The sequence below is a fragment of the Microbacterium sp. DMC48 genome, assembly GCF_056313825.1.
On sequence record NZ_JBQUZN010000003.1, the window covers coordinates 1,070,633 to 1,083,684 of the forward strand.

Annotated in this window: 14 protein-coding genes; 9 read left to right on the forward strand and 5 right to left on the reverse strand. The window is 69.3% G+C overall.

Annotation, left to right across the window (positions count from 1 at the left end; translation table 11 throughout):
* Window positions 1–131: 131 nt before the first annotated feature.
* Window positions 132–1,007: a GNAT family N-acetyltransferase gene (locus ACT53O_RS04910; protein ID WP_476151493.1), complete on the forward strand. Its 876-nt coding sequence runs from the start codon at window positions 132–134 to the stop codon at window positions 1,005–1,007.
* 12 nt (window positions 1,008–1,019) lie between these two features.
* Here the strand turns inward: ACT53O_RS04910 and ACT53O_RS04915 are convergent, their stop codons facing one another.
* A complete protein-coding gene (locus tag ACT53O_RS04915; RefSeq protein WP_112932128.1) occupies window positions 1,020–1,556 on the reverse strand; it encodes a GNAT family N-acetyltransferase in 537 nt (178 codons plus the stop codon).
* Window positions 1,557–1,698: 142 nt separating this feature from the next.
* Window positions 1,699–2,451 (reverse strand): FadR/GntR family transcriptional regulator, encoded by a 753-nt coding sequence (locus ACT53O_RS04920; protein WP_476151494.1) that lies wholly within the window; start codon window positions 2,449–2,451, stop codon window positions 1,699–1,701.
* Between the two features lie 136 nt (window positions 2,452–2,587).
* On the opposite strand from ACT53O_RS04920, the gene ACT53O_RS04925 reads away from it, so the two are divergent.
* The 5 genes from ACT53O_RS04925 to ACT53O_RS04945 all read left to right on the forward strand — a co-directional run bounded on the left by ACT53O_RS04925 (window position 2,588) and on the right by ACT53O_RS04945 (window position 7,657).
* Window positions 2,588–4,348, forward strand: a complete 1,761-nt coding sequence (locus ACT53O_RS04925; RefSeq protein ID WP_036319558.1) for an L-lactate permease — start codon at window positions 2,588–2,590, stop codon at window positions 4,346–4,348.
* Window positions 4,349–4,398: 50 nt separating this feature from the next.
* Complete coding sequence (locus ACT53O_RS04930) at window positions 4,399–5,670, forward strand: alpha-hydroxy acid oxidase (protein ID WP_476151495.1); 1,272 nt, start codon at window positions 4,399–4,401, stop codon at window positions 5,668–5,670.
* 77 nt (window positions 5,671–5,747) lie between these two features.
* Complete coding sequence (locus ACT53O_RS04935) at window positions 5,748–6,317, forward strand: dihydrofolate reductase family protein (RefSeq protein ID WP_476151496.1); 570 nt, start codon at window positions 5,748–5,750, stop codon at window positions 6,315–6,317.
* A gap of 126 nt (window positions 6,318–6,443) precedes the next feature.
* On the forward strand, window positions 6,444–7,145 hold the full coding sequence (locus ACT53O_RS04940; RefSeq protein ID WP_476151497.1) for a hypothetical protein: 702 nt from the start codon (window positions 6,444–6,446) through the stop codon (window positions 7,143–7,145).
* Window positions 7,115–7,657, forward strand: a complete 543-nt coding sequence (locus ACT53O_RS04945; protein ID WP_135949917.1) for an RNA polymerase sigma factor — start codon at window positions 7,115–7,117, stop codon at window positions 7,655–7,657. The genes ACT53O_RS04940 and ACT53O_RS04945 overlap by 31 nt, the downstream gene beginning before the upstream one ends.
* A 40-nt stretch (window positions 7,658–7,697) precedes the next feature.
* On the opposite strand, the gene ACT53O_RS04950 is transcribed toward ACT53O_RS04945, so the two are convergent.
* Window positions 7,698–8,474, reverse strand: coding sequence for a LamG domain-containing protein (locus ACT53O_RS04950; RefSeq protein ID WP_135949918.1), 777 nt, complete (start codon window positions 8,472–8,474; stop codon window positions 7,698–7,700).
* A gap of 132 nt (window positions 8,475–8,606) precedes the next feature.
* Between ACT53O_RS04950 and ACT53O_RS04955 the strand changes: the two genes are divergently transcribed.
* Window positions 8,607–9,731: a DUF998 domain-containing protein gene (locus ACT53O_RS04955; protein WP_135949919.1), complete on the forward strand. Its 1,125-nt coding sequence runs from the start codon at window positions 8,607–8,609 to the stop codon at window positions 9,729–9,731.
* Between the two features lie 87 nt (window positions 9,732–9,818).
* Here the strand turns inward: ACT53O_RS04955 and ACT53O_RS04960 are convergent, their stop codons facing one another.
* A complete protein-coding gene (locus ACT53O_RS04960) occupies window positions 9,819–9,986 on the reverse strand; it encodes a hypothetical protein (RefSeq protein WP_167487235.1) in 168 nt (55 codons plus the stop codon).
* Between the two features lie 35 nt (window positions 9,987–10,021).
* Entirely contained in the window at window positions 10,022–11,227 is a 1,206-nt protein-coding gene (locus ACT53O_RS04965) for an ice-binding family protein (protein WP_135949920.1), read from the reverse strand.
* Between the two features lie 181 nt (window positions 11,228–11,408).
* Here ACT53O_RS04965 and ACT53O_RS04970 point away from each other — a divergent pair, with 181 nt between their 5' ends.
* Window positions 11,409–12,470: a zinc-binding dehydrogenase gene (locus ACT53O_RS04970; protein WP_476151498.1), complete on the forward strand. Its 1,062-nt coding sequence runs from the start codon at window positions 11,409–11,411 to the stop codon at window positions 12,468–12,470.
* A complete protein-coding gene (locus ACT53O_RS04975) occupies window positions 12,467–12,802 on the forward strand; it encodes a DUF6804 family protein (RefSeq protein WP_039415054.1) in 336 nt (111 codons plus the stop codon). The genes ACT53O_RS04970 and ACT53O_RS04975 overlap by 4 nt, the downstream gene beginning before the upstream one ends.
* Window positions 12,803–13,052: the final 250 nt, after the last annotated feature.

Genomic DNA, 13,052 nt, shown 5'->3' on the forward strand with positions numbered 1-13,052 from the left:
GAGCCCCCCAGCTCATCGAGGCCCGAACACGGCGGGATACCATCACCGCCGCACTGATGAGATGACCCGACGCGGCTTTCGTTACGCGATTCGTGCGAATCTCTTTCGATGCGGCCTGCGAACATGAGGAGATGAGCGCACCCGTTGCCCCGCCCACCGTGCGCGTTCGCCCGGCATCCGTCGACGACGCCCGGGGCGTCGCCGAGGTTCATGTCCAGGCGTGGCGCGAGGCGTATGTCCGCCAGCTTCCGGCCACGGTCCTCGCCGGGTTGCGGGTCGAGCCGCGCATCGAGCGGTGGGCGTCGATCATCGAAGACGACGTCACCGACGTCTTCGTCGCCGAGGTCGACGGGCGGATCGTCGGCTGGGCGACGGCCGGTGACGGGCGCGACGACGATCGGCCGACGTCGCGGGAGCTGGAGGGCATCTACGTCCTGGCGGCGCACCACGGTACCGGTGCGGGGCAGCTGCTACTGGACGCGGCGATCGGTGCCGGCGACGCCTACCTCTGGATGATGGACGACAACCCCCGCGCCGAAGCGTTCTATCTGCGCAACGGCTTCGTCCGCGACGCGATCGAGCGCGACCAGCTCTTGGCAGGCCATCCCATCCACATCGTCCGGCTGGTGCGTCACGCCGCAGTGCCGCAATGGGCGGCGGTGAAGGATGCCGAAACGGCCCTGCTCACCGCCGACGTGCGCCGCGACACCGCGCAGGTCGACGAGCTGCTGCATCCCGCTTTCGTCGAGATCGGCCGCTCCGGCACCCTCTGGACGCGGGAACAGATCGTCGGTGCGCTTGCCGAGGAGAGCGCGGACTCGCGCGTCACGCCGCAGACCGATGAGTGGCAGTTCCGTCAGCTCTCGCCCGAGCTGGTGCTGGTCACCTATCGGCTCACGACGCCCTCGCGGATCAGTCGGCACTCATCACTGTGGGACGTCGGCGGCACCGCACCGCGCCTGCGCTTCCATCAGGGCACGGTCGTGCCGCCGGCATCCGCTCAGTAGCGGGGCGCGACGTCAGCCGTCCTTGCGCTCCCACTCCGCGCGCAACAGCCCGAGAACCACCATGTCCTCGTAGGCGCCGCGCACCCACGCATGCTCGCGCAAGCGGCCTTCCCTGACGAAACCCGCCTTCTCGTAGACGCGGATCGCGCCCGTGTTCGAGCTGATCGCCTGCAGGTGCACCCGGCGCAGGTTGCAGCGCACGAACGCGAACTCCACCATCTGGGCGAGGGCCGCGGACCCGATGCCGCGCCCGCGATGTTCGGCGAGCACGGCGATGCCGATCTCGGCGTGGTGGGCGAGGTCGTCGAAGCCGAACAGGCTCACGCTGCCGACTGCGGCGCCGTCGACGTCGATCACAAACTCGATGCTGCGCGTACTCGAGCCGTTCGTGGCATCGGTGAGCCGCTTCTCGAAAGCCGACCTCGTCAGCGGCGACGGGCGCGACGGCGTGCGCTCCTCCCACGTATCCAGGTCGGCGGCGACGCGGTACAGGGCGTCGACATCGGCGGCGGTGCGAGCGCGCAGTGTGACGAGGGGAGGGTGCGGCATTCCCTCCACGTTACCGGCGGGGTTCGTCACCGGCTTCGGTCGACGTCCGCGACTGCTCGTGTCGGCGTCTCGATCGCCCGACCTCCCCACACGCTAGCGAGGACCGGGCCGAGACGCGTGGGCAGCGCCGATGCGGCGTGGGTCAGCGGGGCGCAGCGCCGGGCAGCCCGAACAGCACGGATGCCGCGCGCCGGATGTGCGCTTCGGCGAGGTCGGCCGCGCGATCGGGATCTCCGCCGTCGATGGCCGCGAAGATCGCGCGGTGTTCCCGCCGGAGGCGATCCGATTCTTCGGGCCACTCCTCGGTGCGTTCGGCGGCGCGCAGGATCGGCACCTTCATCGCACTGCGGATCGCGGCGGTCAGCGCCGCGGACAACGCGCTGCCCGAGGCTTCGGCGATCGCGAGGTGAAACTGCGTGTCGGCCTCATTGAACGAGTCGCGCGAGGAATGCGGCTGATCCATGCGGTCGAGCGCGTCGACCAACTGCGATCGCGCTGTGTCGTCGAGGTGGCGCGCAGCGGATGCCGCGCTGGCGCGCTCGAGCACCACACGCGCGTCGGTCACGTCCTGAATCGTGAAGTTCGACAGTGCGACATGCAGACGCAGGAAGCGGGTGAGTGCATCGCGGGGCAGCGCCGCCACGAATGTCCCCGCCGCGGCGCCCGCCCCGGGCTGTGAACGCAGCACGCCCTGGGCCTCGAGCACGCGAACGGCTTCTCGTACGCCGGCCCGGCTGACTTCCAGGCTGGTGGCGAGCTCCCGCTCCGGCGGCAACGCGTCGCCGACCTGAAGGGCTCCAGAGAGAATCCGGTCTTCGATGGCCTCGATGACGAGCTCGTGGGCGCGTGCCTTCTTGACCGGTTGCCAGAGGGTGTCGTGTGCGTGCTCCTCCATCGGATCCGCGCCACCTTTCTCAGATGTGTTGACAGCCTAGCGGTCAGTCGAATACATTGCGCTAGCGGTCAGACCTCTAAATGGTCGGCACTCGAACCTCGCACTCTCGCACAACGACGTACGAAATGAGACTGAGATGTATACACCCGAACTCGCTCCGGTGGGTGGCAGCCTCGCGCTATCGGCACTGGTGGCCAGCCTCCCGTTCCTCACGGTCTTCATCGCACTCGGCGTGCTGCGGTGGAAGGCGCACTGGGCCGGACTGACCGGGCTCGCCGTCGCCCTCCTCGTCGCGGTGCTCGGGTTCCGGATGCCGGTCGACCTCGCCCTGCTCGCGTCCACACAGGGCTTCGTCTTCGGGCTCTTCCCGATCATGTGGATCGTCTTGAACGCGATCTGGCTCTACGAGCTGACCGTGCGCAGCGGACGTTTCGAAGACCTTCGCCGCGTGATCAACGCGCTCTCGGACGACCCGCGCATCCAGGCCGTCATCATCGCCTTCGGGTTCGGAGGGCTGCTCGAGGCGCTCGCCGGCTTCGGCGCACCGGTCGCGATCACGGGCGTGATGCTGATGGCCGCTGGATTCTCGCCGATGCGCGCCGCCGTGATCGTGCTGCTCGCCAACACCGCGCCGGTCGCCTTCGGCGCCGTGGGGACGCCGATCGTCACTGCCGGAGCCTTGACCGGCATCGACTACCGTCACATCGGCGCGATCGTCGGCCACCAGACGCCGCTCATCGCGATGTTCGTCCCTCTGATCATCGTGCTGCTGGCCGACGGCTGGCGGGGCATCCGTGAGACCTGGCCGGCGACGGTCGTCTTCGGCGTCGTGTTCGCGATCGCACAGTGGGTCAGCGCCACCTGGATCTCGGTCGAGCTCACCGACATCGTTGCCTCGCTCGCCGGCATCCTCGCCGCCGTCATCCTCCTGCGCTTCTGGAAGCCCCGCGGCACCGCCGCCGCTCGCGAACGACTGCTGACCAACGCCGCGGTGGACCTCCTGGCCAGCGAGAAGGCGGCCACCGGCAGCATCCGCACCCGCCGCGGGGCAGCGCGCGCCGGTGTCGGCGGCTCATCAGCGGCGTCTGCCTCGGCATCCGCCGCGACCCGCACCGCGACCGGCCCCGTCCCCGTCTCCGACGCGCCGCTCAGCGCTGCGACGGTGCTGCTCGCCACGTTCCCGTACCTGCTCGTCATCGTGGTGTTCTCCCTCGCGAAGCTCGTGCCCGACCTGAAGGCCGCCCTCGGAGCGACCGACGTGAAGATCCCGTGGCCCGGTCTCAACGGCCACATCCTCACCTCGTCCGGCGCCGCGTCCGGGGCGACGGTGTACACGCTGCCGTGGCTGTCGTCGGCCGGCAGCCTGCTCGTGATCTGCGGGGTGATCGTGGCTCTTGTCTACCGCCTCCCGCTGCAGGACGCCGCCCGCACGTGGTGGCAGACGCTTGTCAAGCTCCGCTTCTCGCTCCTGACCGTCGGCGCGGTGCTCGCCCTCGCCTACCTGATGAACATGTCGGGGCAGACGCTGACGATCGGCGCCTTCATCGCCGGCACCGGGGCCCTCTTCGCCTTCCTCTCACCGATCCTCGGCTGGTTCGGCACCGCGGTCACCGGCTCCGACACCAGCGCCAACGCCCTGTTCGCCACGCTGCAGCAGAGCGCGGCGCTCAAAGCCGGCCTCGATCCGGCGCTGCTGGTCGCTGCCAACACCTCCGGCGGGGTCATCGGCAAGATGATCAGCCCGCAGAACCTCGCGATCGCTGCGACCGCCGTGGGCCTGGTCGGTCAGGAGTCGACGATCCTCCGGCGCGTCATCTGGTGGAGCCTCGGCATGCTCGCCGCCATGTGCCTGCTCGTCGGGTTGCAGTCCTCCGTCCTCTCGTGGATGCTGCCGTAACCGGCCGGCGACTCCCACAACCTCCTCCCACCCCTCTCGAAAGGCCCGCCATGTCACCCGTGAAGCGTCAGCTGCCCAAGCCCGGCGAGCTCCTGGAGCTCATGCAGTTCAAGAAGCCCGAACTCGATGCCCGCAAGAGGCGATTGGATGCCGCGCTCACGATCGCCGACCTCCGCGTCATCGCCAAGCGGCGCACGCCGAAGGCGGCGTTCGACTACACCGATGGTGCGGCGGAGGGGGAGCTTTCGCTCGCCCGCGCCCGCCAGGCCTTCCAGGACATCGAGTTCCATCCCGACATCCTGCGTCCGGCCGCAGAGGTCGACATGTCGACCGAGATCCTCGGCGGCCCCTCGGCGCTGCCCTTCGGCATCGCGCCGACCGGTTTCACGCGGCTCATGCAGACCGAGGGAGAGACGGCCGGCGCCGGAGCGGCCGGTGCCGCCGGCATCCCGTTCACCCTCTCGACGCTCGGTACGACCTCGATCGAAGACGTGAAGGCGGCGAACCCGCACGGGCGCAACTGGTTCCAGCTGTACGTCATGCGTGAGCGCGAGATCTCGTACGGACTCGTGAAGCGCGCGGCGGCGGCGGGCTTCGACACCCTGCAGTTCACCGTCGACACCCCGGTCGCCGGCGCGCGCCTGCGCGATAAGCGCAACGGCTTCTCGATCCCTCCGCAGCTGACCGTCGGCACCATCATCAACGCCATCCCGCGGCCCTGGTGGTGGATCGACTTCCTGACGACACCCAAGCTCGAGTTCGCGTCGCTGTCGACCACGGGCGGCACGGTCGGCGAACTGCTGAACGCGGCGATGGATCCGACCATCAGCTACGACGACCTCGACGTCATCCGCAGCCTCTGGCCCGGCAAGATCGTCGTCAAGGGCGTGCAGAACGTCGAGGACTCCAAGCGATTGATCGATCGCGGCGTCGACGGCATCATCCTCTCCAACCACGGCGGTCGGCAGCTCGACCGCGCTCCCATCCCGTTCCACCTGCTGCCCGAGGTCGTGCGCGAGGTCGGCAAGGACGCCACGGTCATGATCGACACCGGCATCATGAACGGCGCCGACGTCGTCGCGGCCGTGGCGATGGGGGCGAAGTTCACGCTGATCGGCCGCGCCTACCTGTACGGCCTGATGGCCGGCGGACGCCAGGGCGTCGACCGCACGATCGAGATCCTCCGCACCGAGATCGAGCGCACGATGAAGCTCCTGGGCGTCTCGACCCTCGCCGAGCTCGAGCCGCGCCACGTGACCCAGCTGGAGCGCCTCGTGCCGCGGGCATCGAACGGGGGCGTGCTGACCTCGGCATCCCGCTGACGCCGAGCGACCCGCTGTCGCCCCGCTGCCCGCGGGGGTAGCGTCGAGCGCACAGCACCGACGAGAAGGAGCGGAACGTGGGTCGGATCATCCTCTCGATGTCGCATTCCCTGGATGGCTACATCACGGATGCCGAGGGGCGCTTCGACTGGGGTGCGCCCGACGAGCACATCTTCCGTGCCGCCCTCGAGGAGGTGCGTGGTCTCAGCGCCCACTTCCTGGGCCGGCGCCTCTACGAGACGATGCGGTACTGGGAGGATCCCGACGTCGAGCCCACCTTCGAGCCGCTTGAGCGCGAGTTCGCCGAGGTATGGAAAGCGCTGCCGAAGATCGTCGTCTCGTCGACGCTGGATGCCGCGCCCGGGCAGAACACCAGGTTGCTGCGCGGAAGCGTGATCGACGAGGTCGCGCGAATGCGCGACGACGACGCGGCGGGCGACATCGCCGTCGGCGGTGCGACCCTGGCGGCGACCCTCGCCGCGGCGGGGCTCGTCGACGAGTACCGCAGCGTCGTGTATCCGATCCTGCTCGGCGGTGGCACCCCGTTCTACCCGCCCGGAGTAGGCCCCACGGCGCTTGAGCTGGTGTCGACGCACCGCTGGGCGCGCGGGATTCAGGCGCTGCGCTACCGCGTTGTCCGCGACTGACGGCCGCATTGCTCCGGCCAGCTGATCCACGCTCGGACGTCTCGGTACTTCGAGACGATTCCGTCTGCGGCCAGGCCCCACGTTTGCTGAAGACGGATGACTGCCGCGCGAAGGAGCTTGGTATGAGTGATCGAGGAGACCTTCACGTTCCGCGGAAAGATTCCGGAACGGGTCTGCAACGTTTGGGCCCGTTCCGGGCATGTCTCTGGTGAGAGGCTGGAGGCACTGATGACCGACGACGAACTGGACATCCGACTGAACCGGATGGCTGACCGCCTGCCGTCGGCGGTCGAAGCCGAGGCTGGACACGTCGCCCGGGACACCATGCCACCCCGGTTGCGGAGAGGCCGGGCGCCGCGCGCACCCTGGGTGCTGCCCGCTGTCGTGGCGGGAGGGCTCGCGTTGACCGCCGGGGCCAGCACTGCGGTAGTCGCGATGTCGCACTGGGCCGGAGTGAGCATGCCGGCCCAGAACATTCGCAACACCCAACCCATCCCTGTCACCTGGACCACCCCCACCGGACACACGGAGCAATGCCGGGTCTGGATCGAACTACGTCACCCCACCACCGGCGACGCCGCAACACTCGACGCTGCGATCACCGCCCACGACTGGGGTGGCCTCGGACAGGACCTCTACAACGCAGCCCCGCTCGGTACCGGCACCGACGACCCGGACGGGGAAGAACGGGTCTCTGGCGCTCTTGCTCCGGTCGTTCAGGCGTTCGCGGAACAGACCTTCCCCGGCATCGGCTGGCTGGGTGAGAACGCTCCTTCCGGCGCTCGAGCAGTGGACGCGTGGGGCATGACCTGCGCGCCGGCATCATGACTCGCGACCGGGACCGCGTCATCGCCGCGGTCAACGACAACGCCGCCGACATCCTCGCCTACCTCACCCGACGAGTCGATCCCGTCGAAGACGCCGCTGACCTACTCTCCGAGGTGCTCACCGTGCTCTGGAGAAAAGCCGGAGCGCTACCCGCCCGCGACGAAGACGTCCGGCCCTGGATGTTCGGCATCGCCCGCAAGATGCTCCACCACCACTACCGCACCCTCGGCAGGAAGCACGCCCTCGCCGATCGGCTCCGCAGCATGCTCACCGTCACCGACCACCCCGGCTTTACCACGGATGACCACCTCGACCTCCGTCAGGCGCTGCTAGGCCTGGACCAGATCGACCGCGACATCATCGGGCTCGTGCACTGGGAAGGCTTCACCCTCGCTGACGCCAGTCGAATCATGGGTTTGAAAGAAGGCACTACCCGCAGTCGCTACCACCGCGCGCGAGCGAGCCTCCGCGCCCACCTCGTCGCCCAGAGAGAGGCCGCCAACACCGAGTAAGACGACGACGGCGTGTTGCAGAGCCGCGTCGTGTCACTTGTCATTGCCAGGCGCGGACATGGTGGATAGTGGCGGACTTGGGGTAGCTGCCGCCGCGAGGTCCGATCTCGAAGAGGTCGATCATGAGGAACATCGGATAGTCGGGAGCCTGCGTGATCCGACGGAGTGAGCGACCTTCGCATCCGATGACCGTCTCGCCCTGACCCCAGATCACCGTCCAGGTGTGGGGAGAGGATGCGTCCAAGGGGATGACGACTTCGCCCATGTCGGTGGTCAGCTCCGGGTCGTGGTGCGCTTTGATGCCGGTGCGGGCCACGGTGACCTCGCCGATGCCGTCGGCGTCGATCTCGAAGATGCAGATCTCCCCGGACTCTGTCGGAGATCGGTGCTCGGTTCCCACCAGCCATGCCGCGAGCATGCAGTTGGTGGCGCGGCTCGCGGAGACGGTGATGTCCACCCGCCCGCGTGACGGCGCAAACAGGAGGCATTGCGGTGTCTCGGTGCGGACGTCGAGATCGACGCGGTGACGATGTGTTCCGAGCCGTGAGCCGACCGGCCCGGAATACACACCCGTCTGCAGATTGGAGACGCGAAGAGGTGCATCTTCAAGGCGCCAGTCCAGCTGATCAGAGTCGATCCGCAGCTCGATCCCGGCAGCGACGATTCCGTAATGCGCGCGCGCCCGCTCTGGGGTCGTCCACTGCGGTAGGTAGCTCGCCACCCATCGTTCTGGGCTCAGCCCGGCGCTGAAGTCGTCATCGATATCCGGTTCACGCTCTGGCGCGGCGGGAAGGCTCCTCTCCGGGAAAGACGGCATGAGACATGATCACACGCGAGCCCAACCAGTGAAGGGTGGCGGCGAGGCGGCGTCGTTGCGGCGGCGGTAGCGGGCCCGCTGCTCCTGACCGACGTCGATCGGTCAGGAGGCGGCCGAAAGTAAGCTCGATCTGTGAGTAGATGGCGGCCGTCCCCCGCGCGCTGGACGCATCACGCGGCATCCGAGACGCCGCGCTTCTCACCGACGGTCGAGGCCCGGGCGACGAGGTGGGCGCTGGGATCCGCGCTCGTCGCCGCCGCCACCACCGTGCTCGTCATGGGCGGGGCGCGGATGCCGCTCGGCGGCGGAGAGTCCGTCGGCAGCCTTGCGGCACTGCTCGCGGCGATCGCGGCCGGTCCGGCCTTCGCCGTCTCGTTCGCGCTCGAACGGCGCCGCGGATATCTCGCCTGGCGCAACAGCCTGCCGCGCGCCAAACGTGTGACCGATCTGATCGCCCTGTCGGCGGCGATGATGATGCTGGCGGCCCTCGTCGTCGTCGCCGTCGCCGAACTCTTCCAGCTGGGCTTCCGCGGCCTCACGATCGACCCGTTCGGTGCCGCGGCGCTGGTCGCCGCCGCCGTCGGCACGATGACCTACGTCGCATCGGTCTCGGGGGCACGGGTCACCTCCACGGGCGTGGCCTCGCTCGCCACCCTCGTGCTGTTCATCGGCACGCTCGCGAGTATGGTGAGCGCGTCGCAGGGCGATTGGTGGCGGTTCCACTTCTCCGAACTGGGCAACGAGTCGGGGTACGCCGGCTACCAGTTCAACCTCTCCCTCATCACGACCGGCGCCGTCATCACCGCGCTCGCCAACTTCGTCGCCCACGACCTCGAGGTAGGTTTGCGTGCGCACGTCGACACCGCACAGCGCCGTGCCCGCCTGTTCGCCTGGCTGCTGGCCGTGATCGGTCTGTGCTTGATGGTCGCCGGCTTCGTGCCGGACGCCGTCGCCTTTCCGGTGCACGTGGGCGCGGCATCCGGAATGGTCGTCGTCTTCGGCGTGCTCGTCGGATGCCTGCTGACGCTCGTCCCCGGAATCGGCCGCGACATCGCGGTCTTCTCGGTGCTCGTCGTGGCGGGCATCGTGGTCGCGGTCGCTCTGTGGGTGCCGGTCGACTACTACAACCTCACCGGGTCGGAGTTCATCATCGCCGGCCTGCTGTTCGCGTGGCTCATGCTGTTCGTGCGGCAGTCGCGTGCGTATGCGGACGCCGCCGCGCCGGCCGCGCCTCTCGCGGCCGCTCCGGTTACGTAGCCGGACGGGACCGCCGCGACGGTCTGACGGGGCGGCCCGCGGGGCGTGCCGGCGACACCCGGTGGGCGGGCGGATGCCGCCGGTGGATCAGGCGCGTCGTTTGGCCTTGCCGGCGGAGCGGCGGACAGCGCCGAAGGCCGCGGTGGCGAGGAAGAGCACGATGCCGATGATCCCGAGCCAGAACAGCCCCTCGATGGCGAAGCCGACGATGCTGAGGATGAGCCAGATGGTGAGGAGGACGATGACGGTCTTCATGGGGTTCCTTCGATGTTCAGCGGGCTGGGGGAAACTCAGGCACGTCGTGACCGACGCCGATGAGCGATCGTGGTCAGGGCGACGCCGCCCACGAGAAGGAGGCCTGCCGCAGCGAGCGGCACGGTGGAGTCGCCGCCCGTCGCCGCCAGCTCCGCGGAAGGCTGGTCGCCGCCGACGTCACCACCCGCCGGAGGGGAGAGGGGGCTCGCCGAAGGCGCGGTCACCGACGGGGCGACGGTGACCTGAACGACGGTCGTGTCGTCCGGCGAGGTGCCGTTGGATGCCGTGATCGTCACCGTCGATGTGCCCGGTGTCGTGGGGGTGCCCGAGATGACGCCCGTCGCGCCGTCCAGGCTCAGCCCGGCAGGCAGGCCGGATGCCGTGAACGTGGGGGCCGGGTTGCCGGTGGCGGTGACGGTGTAGGAGTAGGGCGTCCCGACGGTTGCGCCGGTCGGCCCGGCCGAGGTGATCACCGGAGCGGTGGTCTCCGACGGCGTTCCGGGAGTCGCGCAGCCGCTCGGCGCGGTGATCGTGTTCGTGTCGAGCGTCACGGCGCCGTTACGTGCGAGGAGTCGTCCGACGACGACCGCGCCCCGGGTGGCGGTGACCGATTGGGCAGCGAGCACGGTGCCCTGGAACTGCGCACCGGTACCGATCGTCGCCGAACTGCCGACCTGCCAGAACACGTTGCACGAGCTGGCGCCACCGGTGATGGTGATGCGCGTGTCCGAGCCGATCGTCAACGTCGAGGCGGCCTGAAAGACCCACACGGAGTTCGCGCCGCCGGCGAGAGTCAACTCACCCGTATCGGCCAGGCCGAGGGTGCCGCCGGAGTAGACACCCGGCGTGAGCGACAGTCCGTTGAGCTCCGTCATGCCCGTCTGGGTGGGGCTCAGTGAGGCGGCGACGTCGTAGGCGGTCGTGGCGTCGCTCTGTGCCTGATCGGCCGCAGCGTCGGTCTGATGGACCGTGCCGTTGACGACGCCGTCCGGCGCGGCTCCGAAGCCCGTGATCGAGGTGCCCGGGGAGATTCCGAGATCTCCGTTCACGACGGTGGGTCCGGTGTTCGTGACGGCGCTGGCGCCGAGGACACCGTAGGTCGCGGCGGTGCCGAGGTCCACCGGGCCGTCGATCACCGTCGCCGCCGACGCGGACGAACTGGCGACCATCGCCAGCGAGGCGGCGAGAGCGAGGCCGGTGAGGGCCGTGAGAAATGGAGGGAACGAGCGGGACGTGGCCATGGCGGCACCTGTCTGAATGGGGGAGGACAGGGTAGCCGTCGACGACGTGAGAATGATCTCCAGTCTCTGAAGTATGCTCCTTCCCCGCGCGGATCTGGGGAAACGGGGACGATTGGTGCCAAACGGTCAGGAATGGACGGGCCGCGTCACCGGCTAGCGTGAAGAGGACGAAAGGGTGCGGATGCGTGCAGTGGTGATGGATGCCGTGGGCGAACCGGTGGAGGTGCGCGAGGTCGACGACCCGGTCGCGCCTGTCGGCGGCGTGGTCGTGGAGGTGCGGGCGACCGGCCTGTGCCGCAGCGATTGGCACGCGTGGGTGGGCCACGACGACATCGCGGTGCCGCACGTTCCGGGCCATGAGCTGGCCGGTGTGATCGTCGAGACCGGTGCGGGCGTCGAGCGGTTCGCCGTCGGCGACCGGGTGACCGTGCCGTTCGTCTGCGGGTGCGGCACCTGCGAGTGGTGCCGCGCGGGCGACGCGCAGGTGTGCCCCGACCAGCAGCAGCCCGGTTTCACGCACTGGGGCTCGTTCGCCGAGCGCGTCGCGCTGCACGCCGCCGACACCAACCTCGTGCGCATTCCCGACGACGTCTCCTTCGCCGCCGCCGCCTCCCTCGGGTGTCGCTTCGCCACCGCTTTCCGCGCACTCACCGGACGTGCGCGCGTGCAGCCGGGCGAGTGGGTCGTGGTCGTCGGCGCCGGCGGTGTGGGACTCAGCGTCGTCATGATCGCCCGCGCGCTCGGTGCGCACGTGGTGGCCGTCGATCGCAACCGGGCCGCGCTGGACGCGGCATCCGCGCTCGGCGCCGATGCCGTCGTCGTCGCCGACGGGGCGGAGGTGCCCGACGCCGTGCGCCGGATCACCGGGGGAGGCGCACACGTGTCGATCGACGCGGTGGGCGCCGAGCAGACCTCGGCGGATGCGGTGCTGAGCCTGCGTCGCCGCGGACGCCATGTGCAAGTGGGGCTGCTGCCGTCTGCGAGCGGTTTGTCGGGGATGCCGATGGCACGCGTCATCGCGTGGGAACTCGATGTGCTCGGCAGCCACGGCATGGCCGCGGTCGACTATCCCGCCATGCTCGCGCTCATCGCGGAGGGACGTCTGCGCCCGCAGGAGCTCATCGAGCGTACGATCTCGCTCGCCGACGCGGCCGCACTTCTGCCCACGTTCGACCGCGCCACACTCGCCGGTATGACCATGATCGATCCGGCCCTGCCCGCGACGACGGGAGTGCCGGCATGAGCGGAACGAAGCGGAGCGAGCCGACCTTCCAGCGCAACGCCCTCGCCCCGGCCCTGCTGGCGGCCGCCGTGCTCTTCCTCGCGCCCGTGCTGCTGACGGCCGGGTGGGGGATCGTCGTGCTCTACGTCGTCGCGATCCTGGCGCTGATCGTGGGCTGGTTCGCCGCGCAGGCGCGTCAGTGGGTGTGGGCGGTCGTGTTCGCCGTGATCGCGGTGATCTGGAACCCGGTGTTCCCCTTCGGGTTCGACGGCCTGGTCTGGTCGCTGGTGCAGCCCGCTGCTGCCATCGTGTTCCTCGTCGCGGGGGCGATGATCAAGACCCCGCGGGCGTGACGACGGCGGCATCGGTGCTGGCGCCGGCCCTCTCGGGTGGAGTTACTCCGGCCGTGCGTTCATAACTCCGGAAATCTCGGGCTGTCTGCCGGTTCAGCGCCCCTTCGGGGCTCGCCGTCGCCAAAACTCCGGAGTTGTACACGGATAGATTGACGGGTCTCTTGACACCGACCTCGCGTTCCACAAGCGTTGGCACCGCATGACAGGCTCCGGCAACTGGGTCGATCCCGCGACGGGGCACCTCCACGGT

Coding starts and splice junctions, on each gene's coding strand:
- ACT53O_RS04930 (WP_476151495.1), top strand. CDS start 4,399: ATGTCACCCGTGAAGCGTCAGCTGCCCAAGCCCGGCGAGCTCCTGGAG.
- ACT53O_RS04920 (WP_476151494.1), bottom strand. CDS start 2,451: ATGGAGGAGCACGCACACGACACCCTCTGGCAACCGGTCAAGAAGGCA.
- ACT53O_RS04970 (WP_476151498.1), top strand. CDS start 11,409: ATGCGTGCAGTGGTGATGGATGCCGTGGGCGAACCGGTGGAGGTGCGC.
- ACT53O_RS04965 (WP_135949920.1), bottom strand. CDS start 11,227: ATGGCCACGTCCCGCTCGTTCCCTCCATTTCTCACGGCCCTCACCGGC.
- ACT53O_RS04910 (WP_476151493.1), top strand. CDS start 132: ATGAGCGCACCCGTTGCCCCGCCCACCGTGCGCGTTCGCCCGGCATCC.
- ACT53O_RS04925 (WP_036319558.1), top strand. CDS start 2,588: ATGTATACACCCGAACTCGCTCCGGTGGGTGGCAGCCTCGCGCTATCG.
- ACT53O_RS04975 (WP_039415054.1), top strand. CDS start 12,467: ATGAGCGGAACGAAGCGGAGCGAGCCGACCTTCCAGCGCAACGCCCTC.
- ACT53O_RS04915 (WP_112932128.1), bottom strand. CDS start 1,556: ATGCCGCACCCTCCCCTCGTCACACTGCGCGCTCGCACCGCCGCCGAT.
- ACT53O_RS04960 (WP_167487235.1), bottom strand. CDS start 9,986: ATGAAGACCGTCATCGTCCTCCTCACCATCTGGCTCATCCTCAGCATC.
- ACT53O_RS04950 (WP_135949918.1), bottom strand. CDS start 8,474: ATGCCGTCTTTCCCGGAGAGGAGCCTTCCCGCCGCGCCAGAGCGTGAA.